Origin of the sequence: Reyranella sp. (assembly GCF_004296935.1) — a bacterium.
Classification (GTDB): domain Bacteria; phylum Pseudomonadota; class Alphaproteobacteria; order Reyranellales; family Reyranellaceae; genus Reyranella.
On the sequence record NZ_SCVH01000147.1, the window covers coordinates 16,826 to 39,038 of the forward strand.

General features: G+C 66.9%; 19 protein-coding genes. 7 read left to right on the forward strand and 12 right to left on the reverse strand.

Annotated elements, in window-relative coordinates:
• The first annotated feature begins 148 nt into the window (after window positions 1-148).
• The 5 genes from EPO55_RS21125 (at window position 149) to EPO55_RS21145 (ending at window position 5,980) form a co-directional block, all read left to right on the forward strand.
• Window positions 149-1,963: an FAD-dependent oxidoreductase gene (locus tag EPO55_RS21125; protein WP_296339241.1), complete on the forward strand. Its 1,815-nt coding sequence runs from the start codon at window positions 149-151 to the stop codon at window positions 1,961-1,963.
• A complete protein-coding gene (locus tag EPO55_RS21130) occupies window positions 1,948-3,792 on the forward strand; it encodes a 2-oxoacid:acceptor oxidoreductase subunit alpha (RefSeq protein WP_296339242.1) in 1,845 nt (614 codons plus the stop codon). The genes EPO55_RS21125 and EPO55_RS21130 overlap by 16 nt, the downstream gene beginning before the upstream one ends.
• A complete protein-coding gene (locus tag EPO55_RS21135) occupies window positions 3,789-4,844 on the forward strand; it encodes a 2-oxoacid:ferredoxin oxidoreductase subunit beta (RefSeq protein WP_296339243.1) in 1,056 nt (351 codons plus the stop codon). Before EPO55_RS21130 ends, EPO55_RS21135 begins: the two co-directional genes overlap by 4 nt.
• A 68-nt stretch (window positions 4,845-4,912) precedes the next feature.
• Window positions 4,913-5,074: a hypothetical protein gene (locus tag EPO55_RS21140; RefSeq protein WP_296339244.1), complete on the forward strand. Its 162-nt coding sequence runs from the start codon at window positions 4,913-4,915 to the stop codon at window positions 5,072-5,074.
• Window positions 5,075-5,083: 9 nt separating this feature from the next.
• Entirely contained in the window at window positions 5,084-5,980 is an 897-nt protein-coding gene (locus tag EPO55_RS21145; protein WP_296339245.1) for a hypothetical protein, read from the forward strand.
• 13 nt (window positions 5,981-5,993) lie between these two features.
• Here EPO55_RS21145 and EPO55_RS21150 read toward each other — a convergent pair whose 3' ends face one another.
• Both EPO55_RS21150 and EPO55_RS21155 read right to left on the reverse strand, forming a co-directional pair.
• Window positions 5,994-7,325, reverse strand: a complete 1,332-nt coding sequence (locus tag EPO55_RS21150; RefSeq protein ID WP_296339246.1) for a toll/interleukin-1 receptor domain-containing protein — start codon at window positions 7,323-7,325, stop codon at window positions 5,994-5,996.
• A 9-nt stretch (window positions 7,326-7,334) separates the two neighbouring features.
• A complete protein-coding gene (locus EPO55_RS21155) occupies window positions 7,335-9,059 on the reverse strand; it encodes an ABC transporter ATP-binding protein/permease (protein WP_296339248.1) in 1,725 nt (574 codons plus the stop codon).
• Between the two features lie 79 nt (window positions 9,060-9,138).
• Between EPO55_RS21155 and EPO55_RS21160 the strand changes: the two genes are divergently transcribed.
• Window positions 9,139-10,428: a transcription antitermination factor NusB gene (locus EPO55_RS21160; RefSeq protein WP_296339249.1), complete on the forward strand. Its 1,290-nt coding sequence runs from the start codon at window positions 9,139-9,141 to the stop codon at window positions 10,426-10,428.
• Here the strand turns inward: EPO55_RS21160 and EPO55_RS21165 are convergent.
• From EPO55_RS21165 to EPO55_RS21200, 8 genes are all read right to left on the reverse strand, one after another.
• A complete protein-coding gene (locus tag EPO55_RS21165) occupies window positions 10,425-11,966 on the reverse strand; it encodes an amidohydrolase family protein (protein WP_296339250.1) in 1,542 nt (513 codons plus the stop codon). The two genes, EPO55_RS21160 and EPO55_RS21165, sit on opposite strands and share 4 nt — an antisense overlap.
• 35 nt (window positions 11,967-12,001) lie before the next feature.
• Window positions 12,002-12,829, reverse strand: a complete 828-nt coding sequence (locus EPO55_RS21170; protein ID WP_296339251.1) for an ABC transporter ATP-binding protein — start codon at window positions 12,827-12,829, stop codon at window positions 12,002-12,004.
• The gene (locus EPO55_RS21175) at window positions 12,819-13,766 is read right to left on the reverse strand and encodes an ABC transporter permease (RefSeq protein ID WP_363719531.1); all 948 of its coding nucleotides are present in this window, start codon (window positions 13,764-13,766) and stop codon (window positions 12,819-12,821) included. The genes EPO55_RS21170 and EPO55_RS21175 overlap by 11 nt, the downstream gene beginning before the upstream one ends.
• Window positions 13,766-14,806, reverse strand: coding sequence for an ABC transporter substrate-binding protein (locus EPO55_RS21180; protein ID WP_363719543.1), 1,041 nt, complete (start codon window positions 14,804-14,806; stop codon window positions 13,766-13,768). Before EPO55_RS21180 ends, EPO55_RS21175 begins: the two co-directional genes overlap by 1 nt.
• A gap of 441 nt (window positions 14,807-15,247) precedes the next feature.
• A complete protein-coding gene (locus EPO55_RS21185; protein WP_296339253.1) occupies window positions 15,248-16,168 on the reverse strand; it encodes a DMT family transporter in 921 nt (306 codons plus the stop codon).
• A 115-nt stretch (window positions 16,169-16,283) separates the two neighbouring features.
• A complete protein-coding gene (locus EPO55_RS21190; RefSeq protein WP_296339254.1) occupies window positions 16,284-17,420 on the reverse strand; it encodes an FUSC family protein in 1,137 nt (378 codons plus the stop codon).
• On the reverse strand, window positions 17,417-18,571 hold the full coding sequence (locus EPO55_RS21195) for an HlyD family secretion protein (RefSeq protein ID WP_296339256.1): 1,155 nt from the start codon (window positions 18,569-18,571) through the stop codon (window positions 17,417-17,419). Before EPO55_RS21195 ends, EPO55_RS21190 begins: the two co-directional genes overlap by 4 nt.
• An 86-nt stretch (window positions 18,572-18,657) precedes the next feature.
• Window positions 18,658-19,557, reverse strand: a complete 900-nt coding sequence (locus EPO55_RS21200) for a hypothetical protein (protein ID WP_296339257.1) — start codon at window positions 19,555-19,557, stop codon at window positions 18,658-18,660.
• 114 nt (window positions 19,558-19,671) lie between these two features.
• On the opposite strand from EPO55_RS21200, the gene EPO55_RS21205 reads away from it, so the two are divergent.
• Entirely contained in the window at window positions 19,672-20,046 is a 375-nt protein-coding gene (locus tag EPO55_RS21205) for a hypothetical protein (RefSeq protein WP_296339258.1), read from the forward strand.
• A 23-nt stretch (window positions 20,047-20,069) separates the two neighbouring features.
• Here the strand turns inward: EPO55_RS21205 and EPO55_RS21210 are convergent, their stop codons facing one another.
• Window positions 20,070-21,206 (reverse strand): NADH:flavin oxidoreductase/NADH oxidase, encoded by a 1,137-nt coding sequence (locus tag EPO55_RS21210; RefSeq protein WP_296339259.1) that lies wholly within the window; start codon window positions 21,204-21,206, stop codon window positions 20,070-20,072.
• Between the two features lie 21 nt (window positions 21,207-21,227).
• On the reverse strand, window positions 21,228-22,157 hold the full coding sequence (gene nudC / locus EPO55_RS21215; protein ID WP_296339260.1) for an NAD(+) diphosphatase: 930 nt from the start codon (window positions 22,155-22,157) through the stop codon (window positions 21,228-21,230).
• Window positions 22,158-22,213: the final 56 nt, after the last annotated feature.

Genomic DNA, 22,213 nt, shown 5'->3' on the forward strand with positions numbered 1-22,213 from the left:
TTCCCGGCCTTTGCAATCACTTAGCCAACAGAAGCCTTGACGTCGTGATCGCAAATATCCCCAATGCGCGACCTATTTGCGGTACTCTAAACCGTCATTTACCCCAGATCGGCTGCTCCGCCGCCGCTTGGAGTCTCTGGAGTCTCTGTTGAAGCCGACCGACATCGCGAACCCCGATTATTTTCACAAGGTCGTAGACTGCCAGTGGGCCTGCCCCGCTCATACGCCAGTCCCGGAGTACATCCGGCTGATTGCACATGGCCGCTACTCCGACGCCTACATGATCAACTGGAAGTCGAACGTCTTCCCGGGGATCCTGGGCCGGACCTGCGACAGACCTTGTGAACCGGCCTGCCGGCGCAGCCGCGTCGAGGACGAGAACCTGGTCAAGGGCAAGAAGGAGCCGGTGGCGATCTGCCGGCTGAAGCGCGTCGCCGCGGACTACAAGGACGACGACGACATCAACGCCAAGATGCCGAAGGCGCCGAAAAAGAACGGCAAGCGCATCGCCTGCATCGGCGGCGGCCCCGCCTCTCTCACCGTGGCGCGCGACCTCGCGGTGCTGGGCTACGAGATCGTGATCTACGACCAGGATCCCAAGCTCGGCGGTTTCATCCGCACCCAGATCCCGCACTTCCGACTCCCTGAGTCGGTGATCGACGAGGAAGTGGGCTACATCACCGGCATCGGCAACATCGAGTTCCGCCACAAGCGCGTCGACTCGATGAAGGCCATCCTGGCAGAGGGCTTCGACGCCGTGTTCGTGGGCTCCGGCGCGCCGCGCGGCCGCGATCTCGACGTGCCCGGCCGCAAGGAAGCCGCCGCCAACATCCACATCGGCCTCGACTGGCTGTCGTCGGTCTCGTTCGGCCACATCAGCAAGGTGGGCAAGCGCGTCATCGTGCTGGGCGGCGGCAACACCGCGATGGACTGCTGCCGCACAGCCCGCCGCCTCGGCGGCGACGACGTGAAGGTCATCGTCCGCTCCGGCTTCGAGGAAATGAAGGCGTCGCCCTGGGAAAAGGAAGACGCGATAGGCGAGGACATCCCCATCCTGAACATGCTCGTTCCCAAGGAAGTCACGCACAAGAACGGCAAGATCACCGGCGTCACCTTCGAGAAGGCGAAGGCCGAGTACGACGCCAAGGGCCGCCGCTCGCTGGTGCCGTCGGGCGAGCCCGACGAGCATCACGAATGCGACGATGTCCTGGTCGCGATCGGCCAGGAGAACTCCTTCCCGTGGATCGAGAAGGACGCCGGCATCGAGTTCGACAAGTGGGGCCTGCCCAAGCTCAACGAGAAGACCTTCGGCAGCAGCCATCCCAAGGTCTTCTTCGGCGGCGACGCCGCCTTCGGCCCCAAGAACATCATCTGGGCCGCCGCCCACGGCCACGACGCGGCCATCTCCATCCACAAGATGCTGATCGACGAGAACCCCGAGGAACGGCCCGCGCCCGGCGTCAACATCGCCAGTCAGAAGATGGGCATCCACGAGTGGAGCTACGACAACGCGCCCACCATCGACCATCGCCTGAAGGTCCCGCACCGCCCCAAGAAGGAGGCGCTGAAGGACATCATGGCCGAGGTCGAGCTGGGCTTCGATCCGGCGCTCGCCTTCAAGGAGGCACAGCGCTGCCTGAACTGCGACGTGCAGACGGTGTTCACCGGCACGCTCTGCATCGAGTGCGACGCCTGCGTCGACATCTGCCCGATGGACTGCATCACCTTCACCGACAACGGTGAGGAAAAGGATCTGCGCACACGGCTCATCGCTCCGGCCATGAATCCGACGCAGGACCTCTACATCGGCAACGATCTCAAGACCGGCCGGGTCATGGTCAAGGACGAGGACGTCTGCCTGCATTGCGGCCTGTGCGCCGAGCGCTGCCCGACCGGCGCCTGGGACATGCGCAAGTACTACATGGAAATGACCCAAGCGGAGCACGCATGCCGCAAGCAATAACCGCCGTTAACGATTTCGTCGTCAAGTTCGCGAACGTCAACGGCTCCGGATCGGCCTCCGCCAACGAACTGTTTGCGCGTTCGATCCTGCGCATGGGCGTGCCCGTCAGCCCGCGCAACATCTTCCCCTCCAACATCCAGGGCCTGCCGACCTGGTACGAGGTCCGCGTCACCGAGAAGGGCCATCTCGGCCGCCGCGGCGGCGTCGACATGATGGTCGCGATGAACCCGCAGACCTGGGCCGAGGACGTGAAGGAGATCGAGCCCGGCGGCTATCTCTTCTACGACAGCACCAAGCCGATGCCGTCCTCGATGTTCCGCGAGGACATCAACATCATTGGCGTGCCGCTGACGGCCATCACCAACGCCACCTACACCGACGCCCGCCAGCGTCAGCTGTTCAAGAACATCATCTATGTCGGCGCACTCTCGGTGCTGCTCGACATCGACGACAACGAGATCAAGAAGTTGTTCGGCGAGCAGTTCAAGGGCAAGGAGAAGCTGCTCGATTCCAACGTCAAGGCGCTCAACCTCGGCCGCGACTGGGTCAAGCAGCATGTCGATCCGGAACAGGTGAAGCTCAAGGTCCGGCGCGCCGACAACGTCGGTGACCGCATCTTCGTCGAAGGCAACAATGCCGCGGCCCTGGGCGCCGTCTATGGCGGCGCCACCGTGTGCGCCTGGTATCCGATCACCCCGTCGTCGTCGCTGGCCGAGGCCTTCCAGGCCCACTGCAAGAAACTCCGCCACGACAAGGACAGCGGCAAGGCCAAATACGCCATCGTCCAGGCCGAGGACGAGCTTGCCTCGATCGGCATCGTCATCGGCGCCGCCTGGAACGGCTCGCGCGCCTTCACCTCGACGTCGGGGCCCGGCATCTCGCTGATGACCGAGTTCATCGGCCTCGCCTCCTTCGCTGAGGTTCCGGCGGTGATCGTGAACGTGCAGCGCGGCGGGCCGTCGACCGGCATGCCGACGCGCACGCAGCAGTCCGACCTGCTCTCCTGTGCCTACGCCTCCAACGGCGACACCAAGCACGTCCTCTTGTTCCCCGAGGACCCCAAGGAGTGCTTCGACTTCACCGCCGACGCCCTCGACCTCGCCGACCGCCTGCAGACACCGGTGTTCGTCATGACCGACCTCGACATCGGCATGAATCATCGCCTCTGCCAGCCATTCCACTGGGACGAGCAGCGCGTCATCGACCGCGGCAAGGTGATGACGGCGGCCGACCTCGACGCCGGCAAGACCTTCGGCCGCTATCTCGACGTCGACGGCGACGGCATCCCCTTCCGTACCTATCCCAGCACGCACCCGACCAAGGGCGCCTATTTCACCCGCGGCACCACCAAGGACGAATACGCGCGCTACTCCGAGGAAGGTGCGGTCTACGTCCGCAACATGGAACGGCTGCAGAAGAAGTTCGGCACCGCCGCCAAGATCGCGCCGCAGCCGATCCGCTACTCTTCGCCCAAACCGACGCGCTTCGGCGTCATCTACTTCGGCTCGACCCACCCCTCGATGGTCGAATCGCTCGAGCAGCTCGAGGCCGGTGGCAACCATGTGAACGCGCTGCGCGTCCGCTCCTTCCCGTTCGCGCAATCGGTCGAGGATTTCATCCACGAGCACGACCGCGTGTTCATCGTCGAGCAGAACCGCGATGCCCAGCTCCGCACCATGCTGATGAGCGAGTTCGTGCTCGACGGGCGCAAGCTGGTGCCGGTGCTGCACTACGACGGCACGCCGATCACGGCACGCTTCATCACGGCCGACATCGAGAAGAAGCTCGGCCAGCTCAAGGTTGTCTCCTTCGAAAAGGCGGCGTCATGACCTACATCGCCAAGCCCCGGCTGCATCATCCCTCGCTGGTCAAGAACAAGGCCGGCTACACCAGGCGCGACTACGAAGGCGCGGTCTCGACGCTCTGCGCCGGCTGCGGCCACGACTCGATCAGCGCCGCCATCATCCAGGCGAGCTACGAGCTCGACGTGCTGCCGCACCAGATCGCCAAGCTCTCGGGCATCGGCTGCTCGTCCAAGGCGCCGACCTACTTCCTGGGCGCCAGCCACGGCTTCAACACCGTGCACGGCCGCATGCCGTCGGTGATGACCGGCGCCAACCTCGCCAACAAGAACCTGGTCTACATGGGCGTGTCGGGCGACGGCGATTCGGCCTCGATCGGGCTTGGCCAGTTCGCCCACATCATGCGCCGTGGCGTCAACATGACCTACATCGTCATGAACAACGGCGTCTATGGCCTCACCAAGGGCCAGTTCTCGGCCACCGCCGACAAGGGTTCGATCAGCAAGAAGGGCGTGGCCAACTCCGACGAATCGATCGACCTGGTCTCGCTCGCCATCCTGATGGGCGCCACCTTCGTCGGCCGCTCGTTCTCGGGCGACAAGCACCAGCTGGTGCCGCTGATCAAGGCGGCGATGGACCACAAGGGTGCGGCCTTCCTCGACGTCATCAGCCCCTGCGTGGCCTTCAACAACCATCCCGGCTCGACCAAGAGCTACGACTACGTGCGCGAGCACAACGAGGCGCTGAACCGCATCGACTTCATCGAGAGCCGCGACGAGATCACGACCTCCTACGACCCCGGCAGCGTCACCACGGTGCAGCAGCACGACGGTTCGCTGCTCCGTCTGCGCAAGCTCGGCGAGGAGTACGATCCGTCCGACAAGGTGGCGGCCATGAAGCGCGTCCAGGAAGGCATGCAGGAGGGCGAGGTCGTGACCGGCCTGCTCTACGTCAATGCCAGCCCGAAGGACCTGCACCACCACCTGAACACCGTCGACGTCCCGCTCAACACGCTGGGCGATGCCGAGCTCTGCCCCGGCGGGGCGGCGCTCGACCGCATCAACGCGAGCCTGCGCTGATCCTTCGCTACGTCATTGCCCTGCTGGCCGCCGCCGTCGGCGCGCTGATCGGGGCCGGCCTGCTGGCGATGATCCTCGCCATTGTCTTCACCGCCATCTGGGGCGCCTTCGAAGGCTCGGCCGCCATGGGCGGTGTCACCGTCGGCCTGCCGCTGGGCGGCATCATCGGGTTCATCCTCGGCGGCTGGTTGGTCCTGCATTTCTGGCGGCCGGCCGGGACGCCGCAATAGGCTGCCGCCGTGGACGACACCGCGCAGGGCTTTCGCATCGGTGACGCCTTCCATCCCTGGGGCACCCTGTTCGAGACCGTCGCGCCCGGCGCCGTCGACGACGGCTACGCCAGCACCCGACTCCCCTGCCCCTCCGCCTACGGCTTCGCCACCGTCCATGCCGAGATCACCGCGCCCCGGCCCGACCGGCCGGTCATGGGCCTCGCCTATGAACTGGCGGCCACAGGCGCGACGGCCAAGAAAATCTTCGCCCAGCTCGTCATCCGGCTGGGCGCCCCGATCGGGGTCGATCGCGAGGAAGGGAACGCCGGAAATTCGGACTCGGTCGTTCTCCACGCCCAATGGTCGCGGGGTGACGTCGCCATCGCCCTCTCGCTCTACGGCGCGCCGCGGCCGTCCGACCACGGCGACGGGTTGGGCAAGCTCTATCTCTCGTGGGCCGACATCGATGCCGCGTCGGCGCCCTTCCTCCGCGCCTGGCGCGCGGCCAACGCCGATCTGGCGCGTGCCGCCGAGTCAGCTGCCACCGTGCACACTTTCTCCGTCGCCTACGAGATCAATCCCCTACTCGAACCGCGCTGCCTGCACCATCCGGAGATCCTCGAGACGCCGCCGTCGATCGCCGCGCGTCTCGGGCCTACCGGCTTTGCGCTATGGAGCGACGCCGCCGGCACGCGCTGGCACCTGTCGACAGCCAGCGACAGCATCGTGCTGGGCGGGCCCACCAGCTCGGCCGTGCAGGTAATGGAGATCGAGCCGGCGAAAGGCGGCGGCTTCGCCGCCCTCGAGGTCGGCCCGTGGTCGGTGCGCAGCGCCTTTCGCTCGCGCGCCATCGCCGATGCCGCGCGCGAACTCGAGAAGCTGCCGGGTCTCACCGTCACCCGGCACGCCGGCTACGACGTCTGAGCGGCGGCCGCGTTCAGACCTTCTCGAGCGCGCGCATCAGCATCGTCCGCGGATCGCCCGCCAGTGCGTGGCGCTGGAACGGCGCCAGGATGTAGGCCAGTTCGTCCGGCAGATCGGCGGGCTCGAGCTCGATCGGTACGATGATCTTCTTGCTGCCCATGGCGAGGTAGAGTTCGCGCACCACCTGATCGGAGGCATAGGCGCTGGGCGACGCCATCAGCACCACCGCGCGGCTGCCCTTGATCGCGCGCGCGATCTGCCCCGCCCAGCCCGGACCGCCGGTCATGCCGGTGCGGTCGATCCACACCGCGCGCCCCAGGCCCTCGATCTCATGCACCAGCGGATCGACCAGCAGGCGATCGTGATGGGCGTAGGAGACGAACAGCGATTCGCCGGCCGCGTCGGGCGGCAATGCCGCCGCAGGGACGGGCTTGGCGGCCGGCATGCTGGCAATCCCGACGACCGACGGGCGCCGCTGTCGCTGGAACAGCAGAAGCAGGATCGCCGTCACCGCAGCGCCGCCAGCGCCGGCTGCCCACACCACCCAGGAAAGCCCCTCCGAGGTCCCGGCGGCCCGCTCGCGCGACAGGGCGGCGATCTGGCGTTCGAGATCGGCGATGCGGGCATCATCGGTCGGCTGGGCCGACGACAAGGGCGGTGGTGGTGGTGGTGGTGCCGCCGTTGGCCGCGGCTGTTCGCGTGCGGCACGCTCCGCGACAAGGCGGCTATCGCGCTCCTCGCCAGACCGCTGCTCTCGCTGGCTGAGGGCCTCCCGCATGCGCGTCTCAGCTTCGATACGGCGCAGCGCCGCCTCTTCAGGGCCGGCGGATTTCGCCATCGGAAGCGGCGCGGCAAGCTGCATCCAGGACGCGAGACCGCCCGCCACGACCAGCAGCAGCACGGCCACCGCCGCCACGATCGGCCAGCGTCGTTTTGGACGCACCACCGCCACGGGCTCGGGAGTGGGCGCTTCGAGCGGAGGTGCCGGCGGTGACCCGGACGCCTCGGCGGCATCGCCCGGCGCCAGCGTCGCGTGCAGGAGCTTGAACGCCGTCTCGCGCGCCGGCGCGCCGGCCGGCACGGTTTCCAGATCGCCCAGTCCCAGCGGCAGGGGCGTGTCGTCGCGGCGGGAGATGACCAGGCGGCCCTGGGACCAGAGCTCGATCAGCGTCGGCACGTCCGCGACGGTCGCGGGCTGGGCGGCGCTCCAGACCAGCAGCACGGTGCGCTGCTCCCCGGCCGGCAGCGCGCGCGCGATCTCGATGTCGAGGCCGCGCGTCGTTTTGCGCACCTCCTCGGCGAAATCCGCATCGGCCACGCCGGCGACGATCAGCACCCCACTCATGGTTCCACCCTAGGCCGGCGCCGCCCCCTCGACCAGCCGTCCGGCCTCGCCCGGCGTGCGCTGCAGTTCGAGGCGCCGGTCGTGCCACTGGCGCAGCGACGGCCGGTGGCCGATCGACACCAGGGTCGTGCCGGGCAGCTGCCGCTTCAGTGCGTCGTAGACCGCCGCCTCGTTGACCTCGTCGAGCGAGGCCGTGGCCTCGTCGAGGAACAGCCAGTCGGGCTTGAACACCAGCGCACGCGCGATCGCGAGGCGCTGCTGCTCGCCGCCCGAGAGTATGTTGGTCCAGTGCGTGTCCTCGTCGAGCCGGCCGGCGAGATGGCCGAGCCGCGCCGTCTCCAGGGCCGCCACGATCTCGCCGTCGCTCGCCGCGGAATGCTCGTCGGGATACTTCACCGCATCGCGGAGCGTGCCGATCGGGATGTAGGGCTTCTGCGGCAGGAACAGCACGCGGGCGCCGGCGGGCACGTGCACGCGACCGCTGCCGAACGGCCAGATGCCAGCCAGCGCGCGGAACAGCGTGCTCTTGCCCGAGCCGCTCGTTCCCGAGATCAGGGTCGACGTGCCGCGCGACAACACCAGCGTCGTGTCGGCCAGCAGCGTCTGCCCGTGGGGCAGCGCCAGCGTCATCGCCTCGACCGCGATGTCGCGCCCACCCGGCTGCGGCTCGACGGCAATGGCGGTCGCCGGCTTCTTGTCGGACGCCTCCTGCAAGCCCTGCAGGCGATCCATCACCGCGCGCAGCTCGGCCACCGCGGTGTAGTTGTTCACGAAGAACGACAGCGCGGTATAGACCTGCCCGAACGCCGAGGCGGTCTGCATCATGACGCCCAGCGTGATCGCGCCGGCGAAGAAGCGCGGCGCCGTCACCAGGTAGGGAAAGATGATCGCCATCTGGGCATAGCCCGCCTGGTAGAGCGTGAGCTGCGCCTCGGTGAACAGCACGCGCCAGCCGTTGCGAAAGACGTCGGCGAAACGCAGGTTGAGCATGTCCATCTCGCGCTGCTCGCCGCCGTACAAGGCGATGCCCTCGGAATTCTCGCGCACGCGCACCAGGCCGAAGCGGAAATTGGCCTCGTAGCGCTGCTTCATGAAATTGAGCGAGATCAGCCGGCGTCCCACCACGTTGGCCAGGAACGTGCCGACGATGGCGTACAGCAGGGCGGCAATCGCCATGTAGCCCGGTATTTCGACATCGATGCCGATGAACTTGAGCGACAACGGGCCCGACAGCTGCCACAGGATGAACAGGAACGAGATCAGCGTCGCCACGGCGCTGATGAATCCCAGGAGCAGCTGCATGGTGTATTCGCCGAGCTGGCGCAGGTCCTCGGCGATGCGCTGGTCGGCGTTGTCGATGGTGCGCTCCAGCTCGATGCGATAGTAGCCACGGCTGTCGAGCCAGTGCGCCAGGTAGCGGCCCGTCAGCCAGCGCCGCCAGCGCAGGCGCAGATAGGGGCTGACGATGTAGCGCGTCACGGCGGCGGCGATGAACAGCGCGGCGAGCCATGAGAAGGTCATGATCTCGCGCCAGAAGGCCGCCTCGTCCTTCTTTTCGAGCGCATCGTAGAAGCGGCGGCTCCAATCGTTGAACAGGACTTCGAGGCCCACAGATCCGAGGGTCAGCGCGATCGCCCCGATCAGCAGCGGAATGGCATAGGGCCACTCCTCCGAGCGGAAGTAAGGGCTGACCAGGCGCCACCAGTCGCCGACGAACGAGCCTACTTTTTTCATTGGGAAATCCTTTCGCGCCGCACACTAGCCACCGAACAAGCGATGACAAGGGCCGCGCCGGGGGCTATAGCGCCGCGCAATGGAGTACACCCCGCTCGCCTCCCGGCAGGCTGCCGTCGAAATCCTGGTCTCCTGTCTCGACAAGGGCCAGCCGCTCGACGAGGCCCTCGCGCGCCATGCCGGCTTCGCCGGCCTCGACCCGCGCGACCGTGCCTTCGTCCGCCTGCTGCTGGCCACGACGCTCCGCCGCCTGGGCGAGATCGACGTCGTGCTGGCGGCCCTGGTTGAGCGTCCCTTGGAAGGCCCAAACGCCACCGGCCGCCAGGTGCTGCGGCTGGGCACCGCCCAGCTCCTGCTCCTCGGCACCGCGCCCCATGCCGCCGTCGACACCTCGGTGCGGCTGATCGAGGATGCCCACCTGCCGCATCTGAAAGGTCTCGCCAACGCCGTGCTGCGCCGCATCAGCCGCGAGGGTGCCGCGATCCTGGGCGACCGGGATCCCGCCCGCCTCAACACGCCGCAATGGCTGTGGGCGAGCTGGGCCGAGGCCTTTGGCGAGGCGACGACGCGCGCCATTGCCGCAGCCCATCTGATCGAAGCACCGCTCGACCTGACGCCGCGCAGCAACACCGATTTCTGGGCGGGCCAGCTCGAGGCCGAGGTATTGCCGACCGGCACGTTGCGGCGGACCGGCGGCGGCCATATCGCCGAGCTGCCGGGCTTCGCAGAAGGTGCGTGGTGGGTGCAGGATGCCGCCGCCACGCTCCCCGTGCGCCTGCTGGGCGAGGTCGCCGGCAAGCGCGTGGCCGATCTCTGCACCGCCCCCGGCGGCAAGCTCATGCAGCTCTGCGCCGCCGGTGCTGCCGTCACCGCGGTCGACATCTCGGCCCGGCGCATGGCCCGGGTTGGCGAGAATCTGGCGCGGGCCGGACTCGCGGCCGAGCTCGTGACCGCCGACGCCAGCAAGTGGACCGCATCGGAGCCCTTCGACGCCATCCTGCTCGACGCCCCCTGCTCCGGCACCGGCACCTTGCGCCGCCATCCCGACATCGCCTGGCTGAAGGACGAGGAGGACGTAGGCCGCCTCACCCTCACGCAGGACCGCCTGCTGCTGCACGCCGTCGAGCAACTCAAGCCCGGTGGCACGCTGGTCTATGCCGTCTGCTCGCTGCAGGAGGACGAAGGCCCGGCGCGGATCGAAGCCCTTCTCGCGCGCGATCAGCGTCTGCGCCGAGTCCCCGTCCAGCCGGCCGAGTTGCCCGGCCTGGAAGATGCCCTCACCAAGGATGGCGACGTCCGCACGCTGCCCTCGATGTGGCCCGAGCGCGGCGGCCTCGACGGCTTCTATATTGCGAGACTGACGCTCTAGACCATCGAACTCGGCCGATAGAACGGCTGGTGCTTCGAAGGGTCCATGTAGTTCCGGTAGAACTTCCGCGCGTGCGGCAGCAGCGCCACCGAGAGCTTGCGCCGCTCGACCTCGTCGTCGGCCAGCGCCTTGGTGAGGTCGTCGTGCAGCGCTTTTAGCGCCGCGGTGCGATCGACCTTGGTGAACTTGCCGTCCTTGTAGATCACCTCGCCGTCGCAGATCGTCGTGGTGACGGCCTGCTGCTTGGCGCGCTGGACCACGGCATCGAGCGTCGGCGTCATCTCGTCGAGATAGGGATAGGCCACGCTGTCCCATTCGATCAGCACCATGTCGGCGCCCTTGCCGACTTCGAGCGTGCCGATCGAGTCGCCGTAGGGCGTCGTCCTGGCCCCACCGACCGTCGCCATGCGCAAGACCTGGGACATGGTCGGCACGTCGGCTTCGACCATGCCGGGCACGCGATGGGCGCGCAGCACCAGCTTCAGCTCCTGCAGCATGTCGCGGTCGTCGTTGATGCCGGCCTCGTCGAGGCCGATCGCGGTGTTGATGCCCTTCTTCTCGAAGTGATTGAGCGCGGCGACACCGGAGCGCAGGCGGAAGTTGGACGAGCAGTTGTGACAGACGCAGCCGCCCGCCTCGGCCAGGCGATCGATGTCCTTCTCGTTCAGCCACACGCCGTGGCCCAAGGTCAGGCGCTTGTTCACCATGCCGAAGCGGTCGATGTATTCCAGCGCCGTGCACTTGCCGCGCCGCCAGGCGTATTCCTTCTGGTAGGCGGTCTCGAGCAGGTGCATGTGCATCGGCGCGTCGTACTTGGCCGAAGCATCGGAGAGCTTCGTCAACGCCGGATCCGAGCACCAGTGCAGGTTGGCCGGCGCCAGCTGGATCTTTACCCGTCGCTTGTTGTGATGCTGCGAATGGAACGACTTGAACATGTCCATCGCGTCGTCGAGGCCCATCTTGAAGCGGTCGAACCAGCGCTGCATCGGCCCCTTGAGCTCGGCCGGGAGGCTGGCCAGGAACTCCTCGTCGGCCTGGTAGACCAGCCGGTTCTGGTCGCGCACGGCGTAGCAGTAGGACACGCGCATGCCGATGTCCTCGTAGGCGCGGATGGTCTCGGTCGCCCGCTTCTCGACGTCCGGCAGCGTTCCCGGCATCCAGCCCTGGATATGCTGCACCGTGGTGATGCCGGAGGAGATCATCTCGAAGGCCGAGTAGAGCGTGTCGAGATAGAGATCGAGATTGCGGATCACCATGCGGGTGATGAACCAGAGTTCCAGCGGCATATCGGGCGAACCGAGCTGCACCGGCGTCAGGCCGACATGGTGGTGGCCGTTGACGAATCCCGGCAGCAGGATCTCCTTGCCCGTCCCCACCACCGGCACCGTCGGGTGCTTGGCGTGCAGGTCATCGTAGGTGCCGACCGCCACAATGACGCCGTCCTCCTGCAGGACGGCGCCGTCCTTGACCTCGTTCCAGGTGAAGCGGTCCCTGGTGCCGGTGATGGCGGCGCGGCTGCGGACGAGACTGGTGGCCATGTGCGGCTTCTCCTGTAGGATTTCTTGATAGCGGTTCAGGCCGGGACGGCGAAGGCTTCCTGCTCGGCGAAGGCGCGGTCGACCTCGTCGCGCAGCAGCTCGGTGAGCTGGATGCGCATGGTCTCGGCCTCGCGCGAGAAGAGATTGCGCGGCCGGGGCAGGTCGATGGGATAGATCGTCTTGATGCGGCCCGGGCGCGACGTGAACACCACCACGCGGTCGGCCAGCGCCACCGCCTCGTCGATATGATGGGTGACGAACAGCACCGAGGCGCCAGAATCGCGCCATACGTCGAGCAGGAAATCCTGCATGCGAGCGCGGGTCTGCACGTCGAGCGCCGCGAAGGGCTCGTCCATCAGCAGGACCTTGGGCCGCATGGCGAGCGCGCGGGCGACCGCCACCCTCTGGCGCATGCCGCCCGACAGCTCGTCCGGCCGCTTGTCCATGGCGGCGATCAGGCCGACCCGCTGCAGCGCTTCGGCGGCGACGGCCCGGCGTTCCTCCTGCGAGGCGCCGCGGATGGCGAGGCCAAAACTCACGTTCTGCCATACCGTGAGCCAGGGAAAGAGCGACGTCTCCTGGAAGATCAGGCTGCGCTCGGGCGACGGCGTCTCGACCTTGTCGCTGAACGACCAGATCTGGCCCGCGGTCGCATCCTCGAGGCCGGCGATCAGGTAGAGCAAGGTGCTCTTGCCGCAGCCCGAGGGGCCGAGGAAGACCACGAACTCGCCGGGCTTGATGTCGAGGTCGATGTCGCGCAACGCCTCGTGCGCCCGCTTGGTGCCGGCCGCCCAGGTCTTGCCGACGCCGCGGCAGACGACCGCGTCCCTGGAGGAAAAATGAGGGGCGTTCTCAGAGGACACGCAATCTCTCCGCGGTATCTGGCAGCCAATAGAGGATGCGGCGCTGCGCGAGGCGCAGCAGCCAGTCGAAGGTGAAGCCGAGCACGCCGATCACGGCGATGGTGAAGAACACCAGCGACGGATTGAAGGTGTTGCGCGCCAGCATGATGACTTGGCCCATGCCGTAGCCGACGCCGGTCGATTCGGCCACCAGCACCACCATCCAGGCGCCGAATAGGTTCATGCGCAGCACCTGGAGCATGCCGGGCAGGATGGCGGGAACGATGACGCGGGCGTAGATCTGCGGCTTGGAGGCGCCCATGGTGCGCGCCACATTGATCAGGTTGGTGTTGACGGTGTCGATCTGGTTGATGGTCGCCAGCACCATATGGAAGAACAGCGCCACCACCACCATGAAGATGGCCGGCGCATTGCCGATGCCGAACAGGAAGATCGCCACCGGCAGCCAGGCAATCGGCGACACCGGCGACAGCAGGGTGATGGTGGGCAGCACCAGCCGGTCGAAGAAGCGGTAGTAGCGGACCAGCACGCCGACCGCGATCGCCAGCACCGAGGCCAGCACGAGGCCCACGAACACGCGCATCGTGGTGGCGGCGCCGGTGATCAGCACCGATTCGAAGGCCGACGGACCTTCGCCCATGGACTGGCCAACCTGCCAGCGCGTGGCGGTGTTGAAGTACTTGCCCTGCTCTCCGATATTGTCGAGGAAGATGTGCGGCGGCGGCAGCAGCTTCTCGTCCGCCCAGCCCATCGCCCAGCACAACTCCCACATGCCCGCGAACAGGCTGATCGACAGGCAGGTCCACCAGACCTTGGCCAGCCAGTCGAGCCCTGCCATCGATGCGAGCAGACGGGGGGCGAGTTGGCGGGTTGCCGCCGCCGGGCGGGATGCTCCGGCGGCGGCGCCCGTTTCGCCGTCGCGTGTGACGACGGCCATCAGGCCGACTTGTACTTCAGCTTGCCGTAGAGGTCGGGATTTTCCTTGATCACCGCCTCGAGCATGGTCCAGTCGATGGCATCGCGGCCGGGCTTCTTCTTGATGTAGCCCATCTCCATGACGCTGTCGGTGCGCTGCAGGATGAAGTCGGTCTGGCTCCGCGCATCGACCACCGCCGGCTGCTTGCCCTGGGCGATCTTGGCGTTCTCCATCGAGGTCTTGTAGTACTTGCCGACCAGCTCCTTGAGCACTGCCTCGGTCTGGGTCTCGGCATCGAGCTGGGCCTGCATCATGCCCTTGATGATCGCCTTCAGCCCGGCCGGATTGTCCTTGATCAGGCTCGACCGCGCGGCCAGCACGCAGTCGGTGTAGCCCTTGCCGTAGAGATCGATGCCGTTGGTCAGCATGACCGCGCCCTTGACGTCGGCCACCAGCGCCGAGGCATAGGGCTCGATGGTGCAGATCCAGTCGATGGCGCCCGCCTTGAAGGCTTCTACGGCCTCGGGCGTATTGCCCATGTAGCGGACTTTTACGTCCTTGAAGGAGATCTTGTTCTTCTTCAGGTAGTCGTAGGGCATGACTTCCAGCGTATCCATCTGGAAGGTGCCGAGCGTCTTGCCCTTGAGCTTCTCCGGCGTATCGAGACCGGGACGCGCGACGATGGCGCAGCCTTCGACGCCGCCTCCGGCCACGATCTTGACCGGCGCGCCCTTGTCGTGGAGCGCCATGAAGCTGGTGTAGGGCATCAGACCGATGTCGACCTGGCCCATGCCGAGGAAGGTCACCATCTCGGCCGAGGTCGGCGTGTTGATGAAGATCAGCTCGGTGCCGGCGGCCTTGGAGTATTGCCGCGAATGGGCGAGGAAGAGGTTGAGGTTGCAGAAGCCCGAGCCGTGCGTCGACTTGAGGCCGGCGGCTGCGTGTGCCGGTCCGCCCATGAACATGCCGGGCCCGGCCGCCATGGTGATGGCGCCGGCGGCGGCGGCGCCCTTCAGGAAGCCGCGCCGCGACGGCACGGCGGCGGCGCCCGAGAAATCCATCTCGGAAAGCTTGGGAAAAATATGCATACAGCCAATTCGGTCACACATGACGTGTCCTCCTCGATCAGCACAGGGGTGCAGCAGATTGATGGCGGTGGGGTTTCGGCCTTGTCGGTGTCTGGCCCAGACGACTCCTCGACAGCCGTCGCGAACGACAGCCGTCATCGAAATTGCCGGCACGCCAACCGAGAAAGAATCGCAAGGTGCGATTCTGCGCTGTCAGATTTGAAGCAAGGGGTGTGCCACCTGACGGAACGGCAGGGCACAAGGCGCCACCTCACCCTGAGGAGGCGCGTAGCGCCGTCTCGAAGGGTGGGAACCAGTCATGCTGCTGCCCATGCTTCGAGACGGCCACTACCTGGCCTCCTCAGCATGAGGTCTACTTGCTCGTCGAAAAGGAGGTAGGGCCGAGGGCGTCGCGCCTAAAACTTGGTCAGATGATCAATTCTTGTTCGGCCTGACCATCGCCAGATACCTGAGCCGCTCCTGGTGGCCGAGGTAGAGGCCGGAGCAGACGATGACGGCGGCGCCGACCCAGGTCCAGAAATCGGGGAAATTGTCGAAGATCAGATAGCCCAGGAGCGCCGCCCCCAGGAGCTGGGTGTAATTGAACGGCGCCACCACGGCGGCGGGCGCCTGGCTGTAGGCGATGGTGAGGAAATAGTGGCCGATGGCGGCCATGGCGCCCAACCCCAGGAACAGCACCAGGTCCCAGCCGATCGCAGGCGTCACCCAGGCGAAGGGCAGGAAAGGCACCGCCGCCACAGTGCCGACGATGGTGGCCATGGTTGCCGAGGCGTCGGGCCGCTCGGTCTGGCCGTAGCGCCGCGAATAGAGCTGGTAGAGTGCGCTGCTGACGGTGCTGGCCACGATCAGGAGCGCGTACCAGTTGAAGTTGGCGGCCCCCGGCCGCACCACGATCAGTGCGCCGGCGAAGCCGATGCAGACGGCGATCCAGCGCTTGGCCCCCACCGGTTCGTCGAGGAAGCGCGCCGACAGCGCCGTCACGATCAGCGGCGAGCACAGCGAGATCGACGCCGCCGAGGCCAGCGGCATGTGGACCAGCCCGTGGAAGTAGAGGAACGACGAGCAGAACAGCAGCGAGCCTCGGATGATCTGGCTGCCGACGTTGCGCCAGCGGAAGAGATTGAGGCCGCTCCTCGGCAGGAACAGCACCAGCATGAAGCCGAAGGCCACGACATAGCGGGCCCACACGACCTCGGCCGCGGGATAGGTCTGCATCAGCGTCTTGGAGATCGCGTTGAGCACCGAGAAGCACGACACCGAGAAGACGATGGCCAGAATGGCGCGCAGCACGCGGTCGGTCTGAGGCGGCGCCGATGCCGGCGCATTTGCGGTCATGGCGCGGAACCTAGCGTCCCTTCCGCGCCGGACAAGCGCGCTGCAGGGCGATGCCTCCGCGCGATTTGCATGGATACCGACATGGATACCGATGGCATCGACGACGCCCCGCGTCTCAAGACGTCTGTTCCGCCTTCCGCTCGGCCTCGTTGGGCCACATCATGAGCGAAATGATCAGCAGGATCGCCATGCCGCCGCTGATGCCGACGAAGCGGTCGATGCCCGGCATGATGCTGGAGGGCGGCGCCGGCCCCTGGATCAGCGTGACGATGAAGACGAAGGCGGCCTGGGTACCGAGATAGCCGACTCCGTGGCGGCCGTTCTGGATGTGCATGCCCACCCACACGCTGCCCGCGATCAGGGCGAGCCACCAGATGAACGACTCGACCTGCAGCGCCAGGCAGCCGAGAGCCGCGATGCCGCCCAGGAAGCAGCCGAGAATGCGGTGCAGCGACCGTTCGGCAACGGCATGCCTTGTGCCGAGCGAGCCGTCACCGATCACCGGCGCCGACATCACAACGGCGATGCTGATGGCCATCTCGGTGACCTGGGGAAGGTCCATCCAGATCCAGACCTGCATCATGACGATGACGGCGATCGCGGCGCGCATGCCGTGCAGCATCGCCGGCCACTGCGGGCCGAGCAGATGGCGCCATCCCGGCGACGTCGGCGGCGGATCGGCATGCCAGTGCATGAGGAGGTTGGCGACAATGGCCGAAGCCGTGACGCCGATGCCGACTTCGAAGATGCGATAGAAGGCGATGTAGGGAACCTTGAGGGGATCGTTCAGCCCCTCCAACAACACCAGGATCGAGGTGATGGTGGCGAAAAGCCAGGCGAGCCCGTGCGGGCTTACCTGCATGGCGACCACGCCCAGCATCGTCGCCGCGCCGAGGAACAGGCTGAGGGCGAAGTGATCGTAGGGCAGCCATCGCGCCACGATGAATCCCACCGCCGCACCGCCGATCGTTCCGGCGAGACGCAACAGGCCCTTGCGGATCGAGGCTGCCCCCGACGCCATGATCGTCATGTAGCCGCTGATCGCCGCCCACCACACCGACTCGACCTCGAGCCACAGCGCCATCGTGGTGGCGAGCGGTACCGTGATGGCCGCGACCAGGCAGAGCCGCGTCCGCGCCGGATCGGTCCCCAGTTCGCCCAGTTCCTTCCACCAGCCCCGGAGTGCGCCGTCGACCATGCGTCCGGCCTCGGCGAAATCCTCGATCACCGAGCGGACGATCGACTCCTTCATGGGAAGATGATCGTCCGGGCATCGGCGCCCATGTAGAGCTTGAGGCCGGGCGGCGGATCGACCAGCGTGATGGTCACGGGAATGCGCCGCTGCAGGCGGATCCAGTCGGTGGTCGGCGCCACGTAGGGCAGCAGCTTCTCCTGCCCCACTTCGCGGCTGAAGCCGCGGGCAATGCCGTCGATGCGCGCGCGGTGGAGATGGAACGGCTGGCTGTCGAGCCACACCCAGGCCTCGCCGCCGATGGTGAAGGAGCGGATGTAGTCCTGCTTGTAGTTGGCCATGATGCGCCAGGCGTGGGCATCGACGATGCCGATGATCGGCACGTTGGCGTTGGCCGTGTCGCCCTTGCGCACCGTGAGGTTGGTGATCGATCCGTCGGTCGGCGACAGGACCTGCGTCTTGCCGAGCGCCCATTGCGCCGTCGCCATCTCGGCCATCGCCAGGTTGAGCGCGGCCTGGTGCGCCACGATGCCGTTCCGCGCCTTCTCGATCGCGAACTCGGAGATCCGCATCTCGGCCGCCGTGCGGCGCAGATCGTCGTTGGCCTTGTCGAGTTCGGCGCGCGGCGCGTACTCGCTCTTCGCCAGGTCGGCATAGCGATGCTGCTGCTGCTGCGCATAGGTGTGGGCCGAGGTCGACGCCGCCAGCGCCGCCTGCGACGAGGAGAGCTCCTCCTGTGACACCTTCAGGAGCGCCCGCTGCTCTTCGATCTGGGCCTGGCGCTGGTTGACGATGAGCTGGAAGGGCTGGGGATCGATAGTGAAGAGCGGGTCGCCCTTCTTGATGTCCTGGTTGTCGACGACGTGCACCTGCAGGATCGGGCCCGTCACCTCCGAGGCAACGGCCACGAGGTCCGACCGCACATAGGCGTCGTCGGTGTAGGCCACGAAATAGACCAGGATCTGGTAGACCACGAACAGGCCGAGCAACGTGCCCCCGACGGTGAGCAGGCGCCTGAGCCGGCTGGTCTCGCGCTCCGGCCGGGGTGTCTCCGCTGCAGCCGGAGCCGACGCAGGTACAGGCGACGGCGCCGGTTCGGCCGCGGGAGCTTCCGGCGACACCGTGGGCGCCGGCTCGACGATGCGCACGGCCGGCGGCTCGGGCTTGGTACCCGGCGGCGGTGGGTCGGAAGAGGGCGCGGTGACACTCATATCAAGAAATTAGCGTCTCCACTGCGGCGGGCAAGCGGTGAGCGATGCGCCCGCAACTATGCCCGGGCCGGACCGGCCGGTGGACATCACGGATCGGCGGAAGGCGTGCTGTGACGTCGGCGCCACCACTCGATGATCCTTCGCCGGCAGAGGCGCGCCATGGCGAGCAGTTCCTTGCCGGCGAGGCCCAGGATTCCGGCACCGATGAGCCCCCACAGCCACGGCCCGGTCAGCAGACCGAAGGCCCACCTCCTGACGCTGGCATACCACGCCACAGCCTCCACCGTGATCGGTATGGGCTGGCGGAAGACGTTCTGGACGGCGTCCGGGCCCCCGCGGGGCTTCACTACAGCGTAGAGTTCGAGCAAGAGCTTCTGAGCACCCTCCTGCTTCGGCGTGACGTCCAGTGACCAGCGCATGTCGCCAGCAACACCTATCGTCTGAGGATCGTCCTTTTCGGGTACGACCGAGAACACCGACCGCGGCTGGCCGTGCAGGCGCGCCACGAGCACATCGGGCACGTCCACCTCCTTGGCGTCCACAGAGCCGCTGCCGCCCATCGTTTGCGCCAACCCCTTGAGGTCGAACGTCTTGGCACCGCTCACCACGACGACCATCGAATAGGGCTGATCGACCGTCATGGTCCGCTCGAGCTGCCACGCCACGCTCCCCTTCCAGAAACCCGCCGTTGTCGCGGCCGGCACCGGTTCCAGGGCGGGAACAAGAATAAACGGCACGGTGGCAAACCCGGAGAGAGCTACGCCAGCGCCGGCCCCGGCGTTGGTGGCCGTCGACCGTGCCTGATAGGCGGCGAAGAACAACGCGATGACCACCAAGCCGATCGCCACCTTCGGCGAGCGCAGAACTGGCGTGGCGAACACGTCAACACCGATGGCGATCAGGAGTTCGGTCAGGCCAACCGCGAGAAGGACGCCAAGGACGACGATCCTCGCCGTCCGCCACACCCATCTCCACCATTCCACCATGGCTGCCCCCTCACTTGAAGCTAGGGGGCGCTCGTCCCGATTGTCCATCGCCCCAGCGGGACACACGCCCAATCCGACATTGACTATCCTATCCTTTTGCCTATAATCCTATCCATGACCACTCCCCGCCTGATCCATGCCCTGCCCGGCGAGCGTCTGTCGCCGGAGCGCCGCCGCCTCGCTTTCCTGCGTGCCTTCTTCGCCACCGGCTCGGCGAGCTATGCCGCCGCCTGCGCCGGCGTCGACCGCACCACGCCCTATCTGTGGCGCGCCCAGGATCCGGAATTCGCAGCAGCCTGGGAGGTTGGGCGCTCGGCCCGCCGCACCCACGCGTCCGATCGTCTGACGCAACCGATCGGGCGGATGAACGACAAGATGTTGATGTATGCGATCCGCCGCACGGCGGGGAAGCGTGCGCGAATCTCGACACCCGACACGACAACACGACATGAGGAAATGCCGCCGGGGCAAGGCTCCGATCGATTGTGACAGTATCGTTGCCGAGTCCGATCCTATTCGGCGGCCTTGGCCATCCCTTGAGACGGCTTGAACGCCAGGATCGAGCCGCCACGGGCCGCCGGCAGCGGCAACGGCGGCGTCTCGACGCCAAGCGCGCGGGCGGCATTCCAGGCCCAGCGCGGATCGACCAGGAAGGAGCGCGCATGCACGGTGCAGTCGGCCTCGCCCGAGGCGATGATGCGATCGGCCTGTTCCGGCTCGGTGATGACGCCCACGGCCCAGGTCTTGATGCCGGCTTCGCGGCGGATGCGGGCGGCGAACGGGACCTGATATCCGGGACCGACCTGGATCTTCTGGGCCGGCGAGTTGCCGCCCGAGCTCACATCGACGAAGTCGCAGCCCAGCGCCTTCAGCTGCTTCGCCGTCTCGATCGTATCCTCGAGCGTGAGGCCGCCCTCGACCCAGTCGGTGGCCGAGAGGCGAATGCCCATCGCCTTGTCCCGCGGCCACAGCTTGCGGCAGGCCTCGAAGACCTCGAGCGGAAAGCGTCGGCGCTTTTCCATGGTGCCGCCGTACTCGTCGGTGCGGTGGTTGCTGAGCGGCGAGAGGAACTGATGCAGGCAGTAGCCGTGTGCGCCATGCATCTCGACCACGTCGAAGCCCAGCCTGAGACTGCGCTCGGTCGCGTCGACGAAGGCCTGCTTCACGCGCTTCAACCCAACGGCATCAAGCGCGACAGGCGTATGCCACTTGACGGCCGGATCGTAGGGGATGGCCGACGCAGAGAAAGTCGTCCACGGCAGGTCGGGCGCATCGGCCAGCGTGAGCGGCCCGCCACCCTTCCACGGCCGCTGCGCCGAGGCCTTGCGGCCGGCGTGGGCGAGCTGGATGCCGAGTTTCACATGGGGCATCCAGCCCCTCACCCATTCGACGACGGGCTTCAGCGCCACCTCGTTCTCGTCGCTATAGAGGCCGAGGCAACCCTGGGTGATGCGACCCTCGCGCTCGACGTGCGTGGCCTCGAGGCAGAGCAGGCCGGCGCCCGACATGGCGAGCATGCCGTAATGCACCTGGTGCCAGGGCTGGGCGCTGCCGTCGACGGCGGCGTACTGGCACATCGGCGAGACGACGATGCGGTTGGGCAGCGTGACGCCGCCGACCTCGACGGGCGTGAAGAGCTGGGCGGTCATCGTCGTCCTTGTTCCTGTCTGTCAGCCGTTGATCGACGCGCCGGCCTCGTGGCCCAGCCATTCCTCGATCAGGCGGCGGGCAATGGAATCGCGGCGCGGCATGAAGAACGAGCCGTCCTTGGGCATGTTCTCTGGCCGGAGCTCCTCGCGCGAAAGCCAGCGCGCGCTCTCAAGCTCGGATTCGTTGACACTGAATTCCATGGACTCCGCTTCGGCGTGGAAGCCGATCATCACCGAGGCCGGGAACGGCCAGGGCTGCGAGGAGCGGTAGATGACGTTGTTCACGCGCACCTTCACCTCTTCGTAGACCTCGCGCGCGACGGCGTCCTCGAAGCTCTCGCCGGGCTCGACGAAGCCCGCCAGGGTCGAATGCATACCGCGCGGGAAATGCTTGCCGCGTCCCAGCAGGCACTTGTCGCCGTGATGGACCAGCATGATCACCGCAGGATCGGTCCGGGGAAAATGCTCGGTCTTGCAGCTCTCGTTGGTGCACATGCGGACATGGCCGCCGCGCGTGATCTTGGTCGAGGCGCCGCAGACGCCGCAGTAGCGGTGGCGGCGATGCCAGTAGGTCATGCCGCGGGCATAGGCCAGCACCGAGCCCTCGCGCGCGAACAGGAGCGGGCCTACCTGGCGCAGGTCGACGAACTCGCCCAGTTCACCGAGCGGCGTCTCCTTACCGGTGACGTCGACCGCGAAATAGGGCGTGCCCTCGACATAGCCCAGGAAGATCTGGGTGTCGGCGGCGCTCGCCACCGCGCGGGCCATCATGCCCTGCAGGAACACCGCCTCGGGATTGCCGCCGGTCTTGACCAGGTTCTTTTCGGAGTCGATGGGAACGAACCGCGCCTCGCCCGACGAGGCGAGTTCGATCATCCGTTCTTCGTCTTCGCGTTCGTGGCTGGCGCGGTCGATGTCCGCGGAGGAGTAGGGATTTCTGGGTCTTTGCATGTGCCGGCGACGGTGCCACAGCGCGTGCGTGGCTGCAAACCCCGCCCTGCGCGCCG

Bases quoted from the DNA above. Each gene is read 5' to 3' on its own strand.
- EPO55_RS21130 (WP_296339242.1), top strand. From the start codon at position 1,948: ATGCCGCAAGCAATAACCGCCGTTAACGATTTCGTCGTCAAGTTCGCG.
- EPO55_RS21135 (WP_296339243.1), top strand. From the start codon at position 3,789: ATGACCTACATCGCCAAGCCCCGGCTGCATCATCCCTCGCTGGTCAAG.
- EPO55_RS21140 (WP_296339244.1), top strand. From the start codon at position 4,913: ATGATCCTCGCCATTGTCTTCACCGCCATCTGGGGCGCCTTCGAAGGC.
- EPO55_RS21150 (WP_296339246.1), bottom strand. From the start codon at position 7,325: ATGAGTGGGGTGCTGATCGTCGCCGGCGTGGCCGATGCGGATTTCGCC.
- EPO55_RS21155 (WP_296339248.1), bottom strand. From the start codon at position 9,059: ATGAAAAAAGTAGGCTCGTTCGTCGGCGACTGGTGGCGCCTGGTCAGC.
- EPO55_RS21160 (WP_296339249.1), top strand. From the start codon at position 9,139: ATGGAGTACACCCCGCTCGCCTCCCGGCAGGCTGCCGTCGAAATCCTG.
- EPO55_RS21165 (WP_296339250.1), bottom strand. From the start codon at position 11,966: ATGGCCACCAGTCTCGTCCGCAGCCGCGCCGCCATCACCGGCACCAGG.
- EPO55_RS21175 (WP_363719531.1), bottom strand. From the start codon at position 13,766: ATGGCCGTCGTCACACGCGACGGCGAAACGGGCGCCGCCGCCGGAGCA.
- EPO55_RS21180 (WP_363719543.1), bottom strand. From the start codon at position 14,806: ATGGATTTCTCGGGCGCCGCCGCCGTGCCGTCGCGGCGCGGCTTCCTG.
- EPO55_RS21185 (WP_296339253.1), bottom strand. From the start codon at position 16,168: ATGACCGCAAATGCGCCGGCATCGGCGCCGCCTCAGACCGACCGCGTG.
- EPO55_RS21190 (WP_296339254.1), bottom strand. From the start codon at position 17,420: ATGAAGGAGTCGATCGTCCGCTCGGTGATCGAGGATTTCGCCGAGGCC.
- EPO55_RS21195 (WP_296339256.1), bottom strand. From the start codon at position 18,571: ATGAGTGTCACCGCGCCCTCTTCCGACCCACCGCCGCCGGGTACCAAG.
- EPO55_RS21200 (WP_296339257.1), bottom strand. From the start codon at position 19,557: ATGGTGGAATGGTGGAGATGGGTGTGGCGGACGGCGAGGATCGTCGTC.
- EPO55_RS21205 (WP_296339258.1), top strand. From the start codon at position 19,672: ATGACCACTCCCCGCCTGATCCATGCCCTGCCCGGCGAGCGTCTGTCG.
- EPO55_RS21210 (WP_296339259.1), bottom strand. From the start codon at position 21,206: ATGACCGCCCAGCTCTTCACGCCCGTCGAGGTCGGCGGCGTCACGCTG.
- nudC (WP_296339260.1), bottom strand. From the start codon at position 22,157: ATGCAAAGACCCAGAAATCCCTACTCCTCCGCGGACATCGACCGCGCC.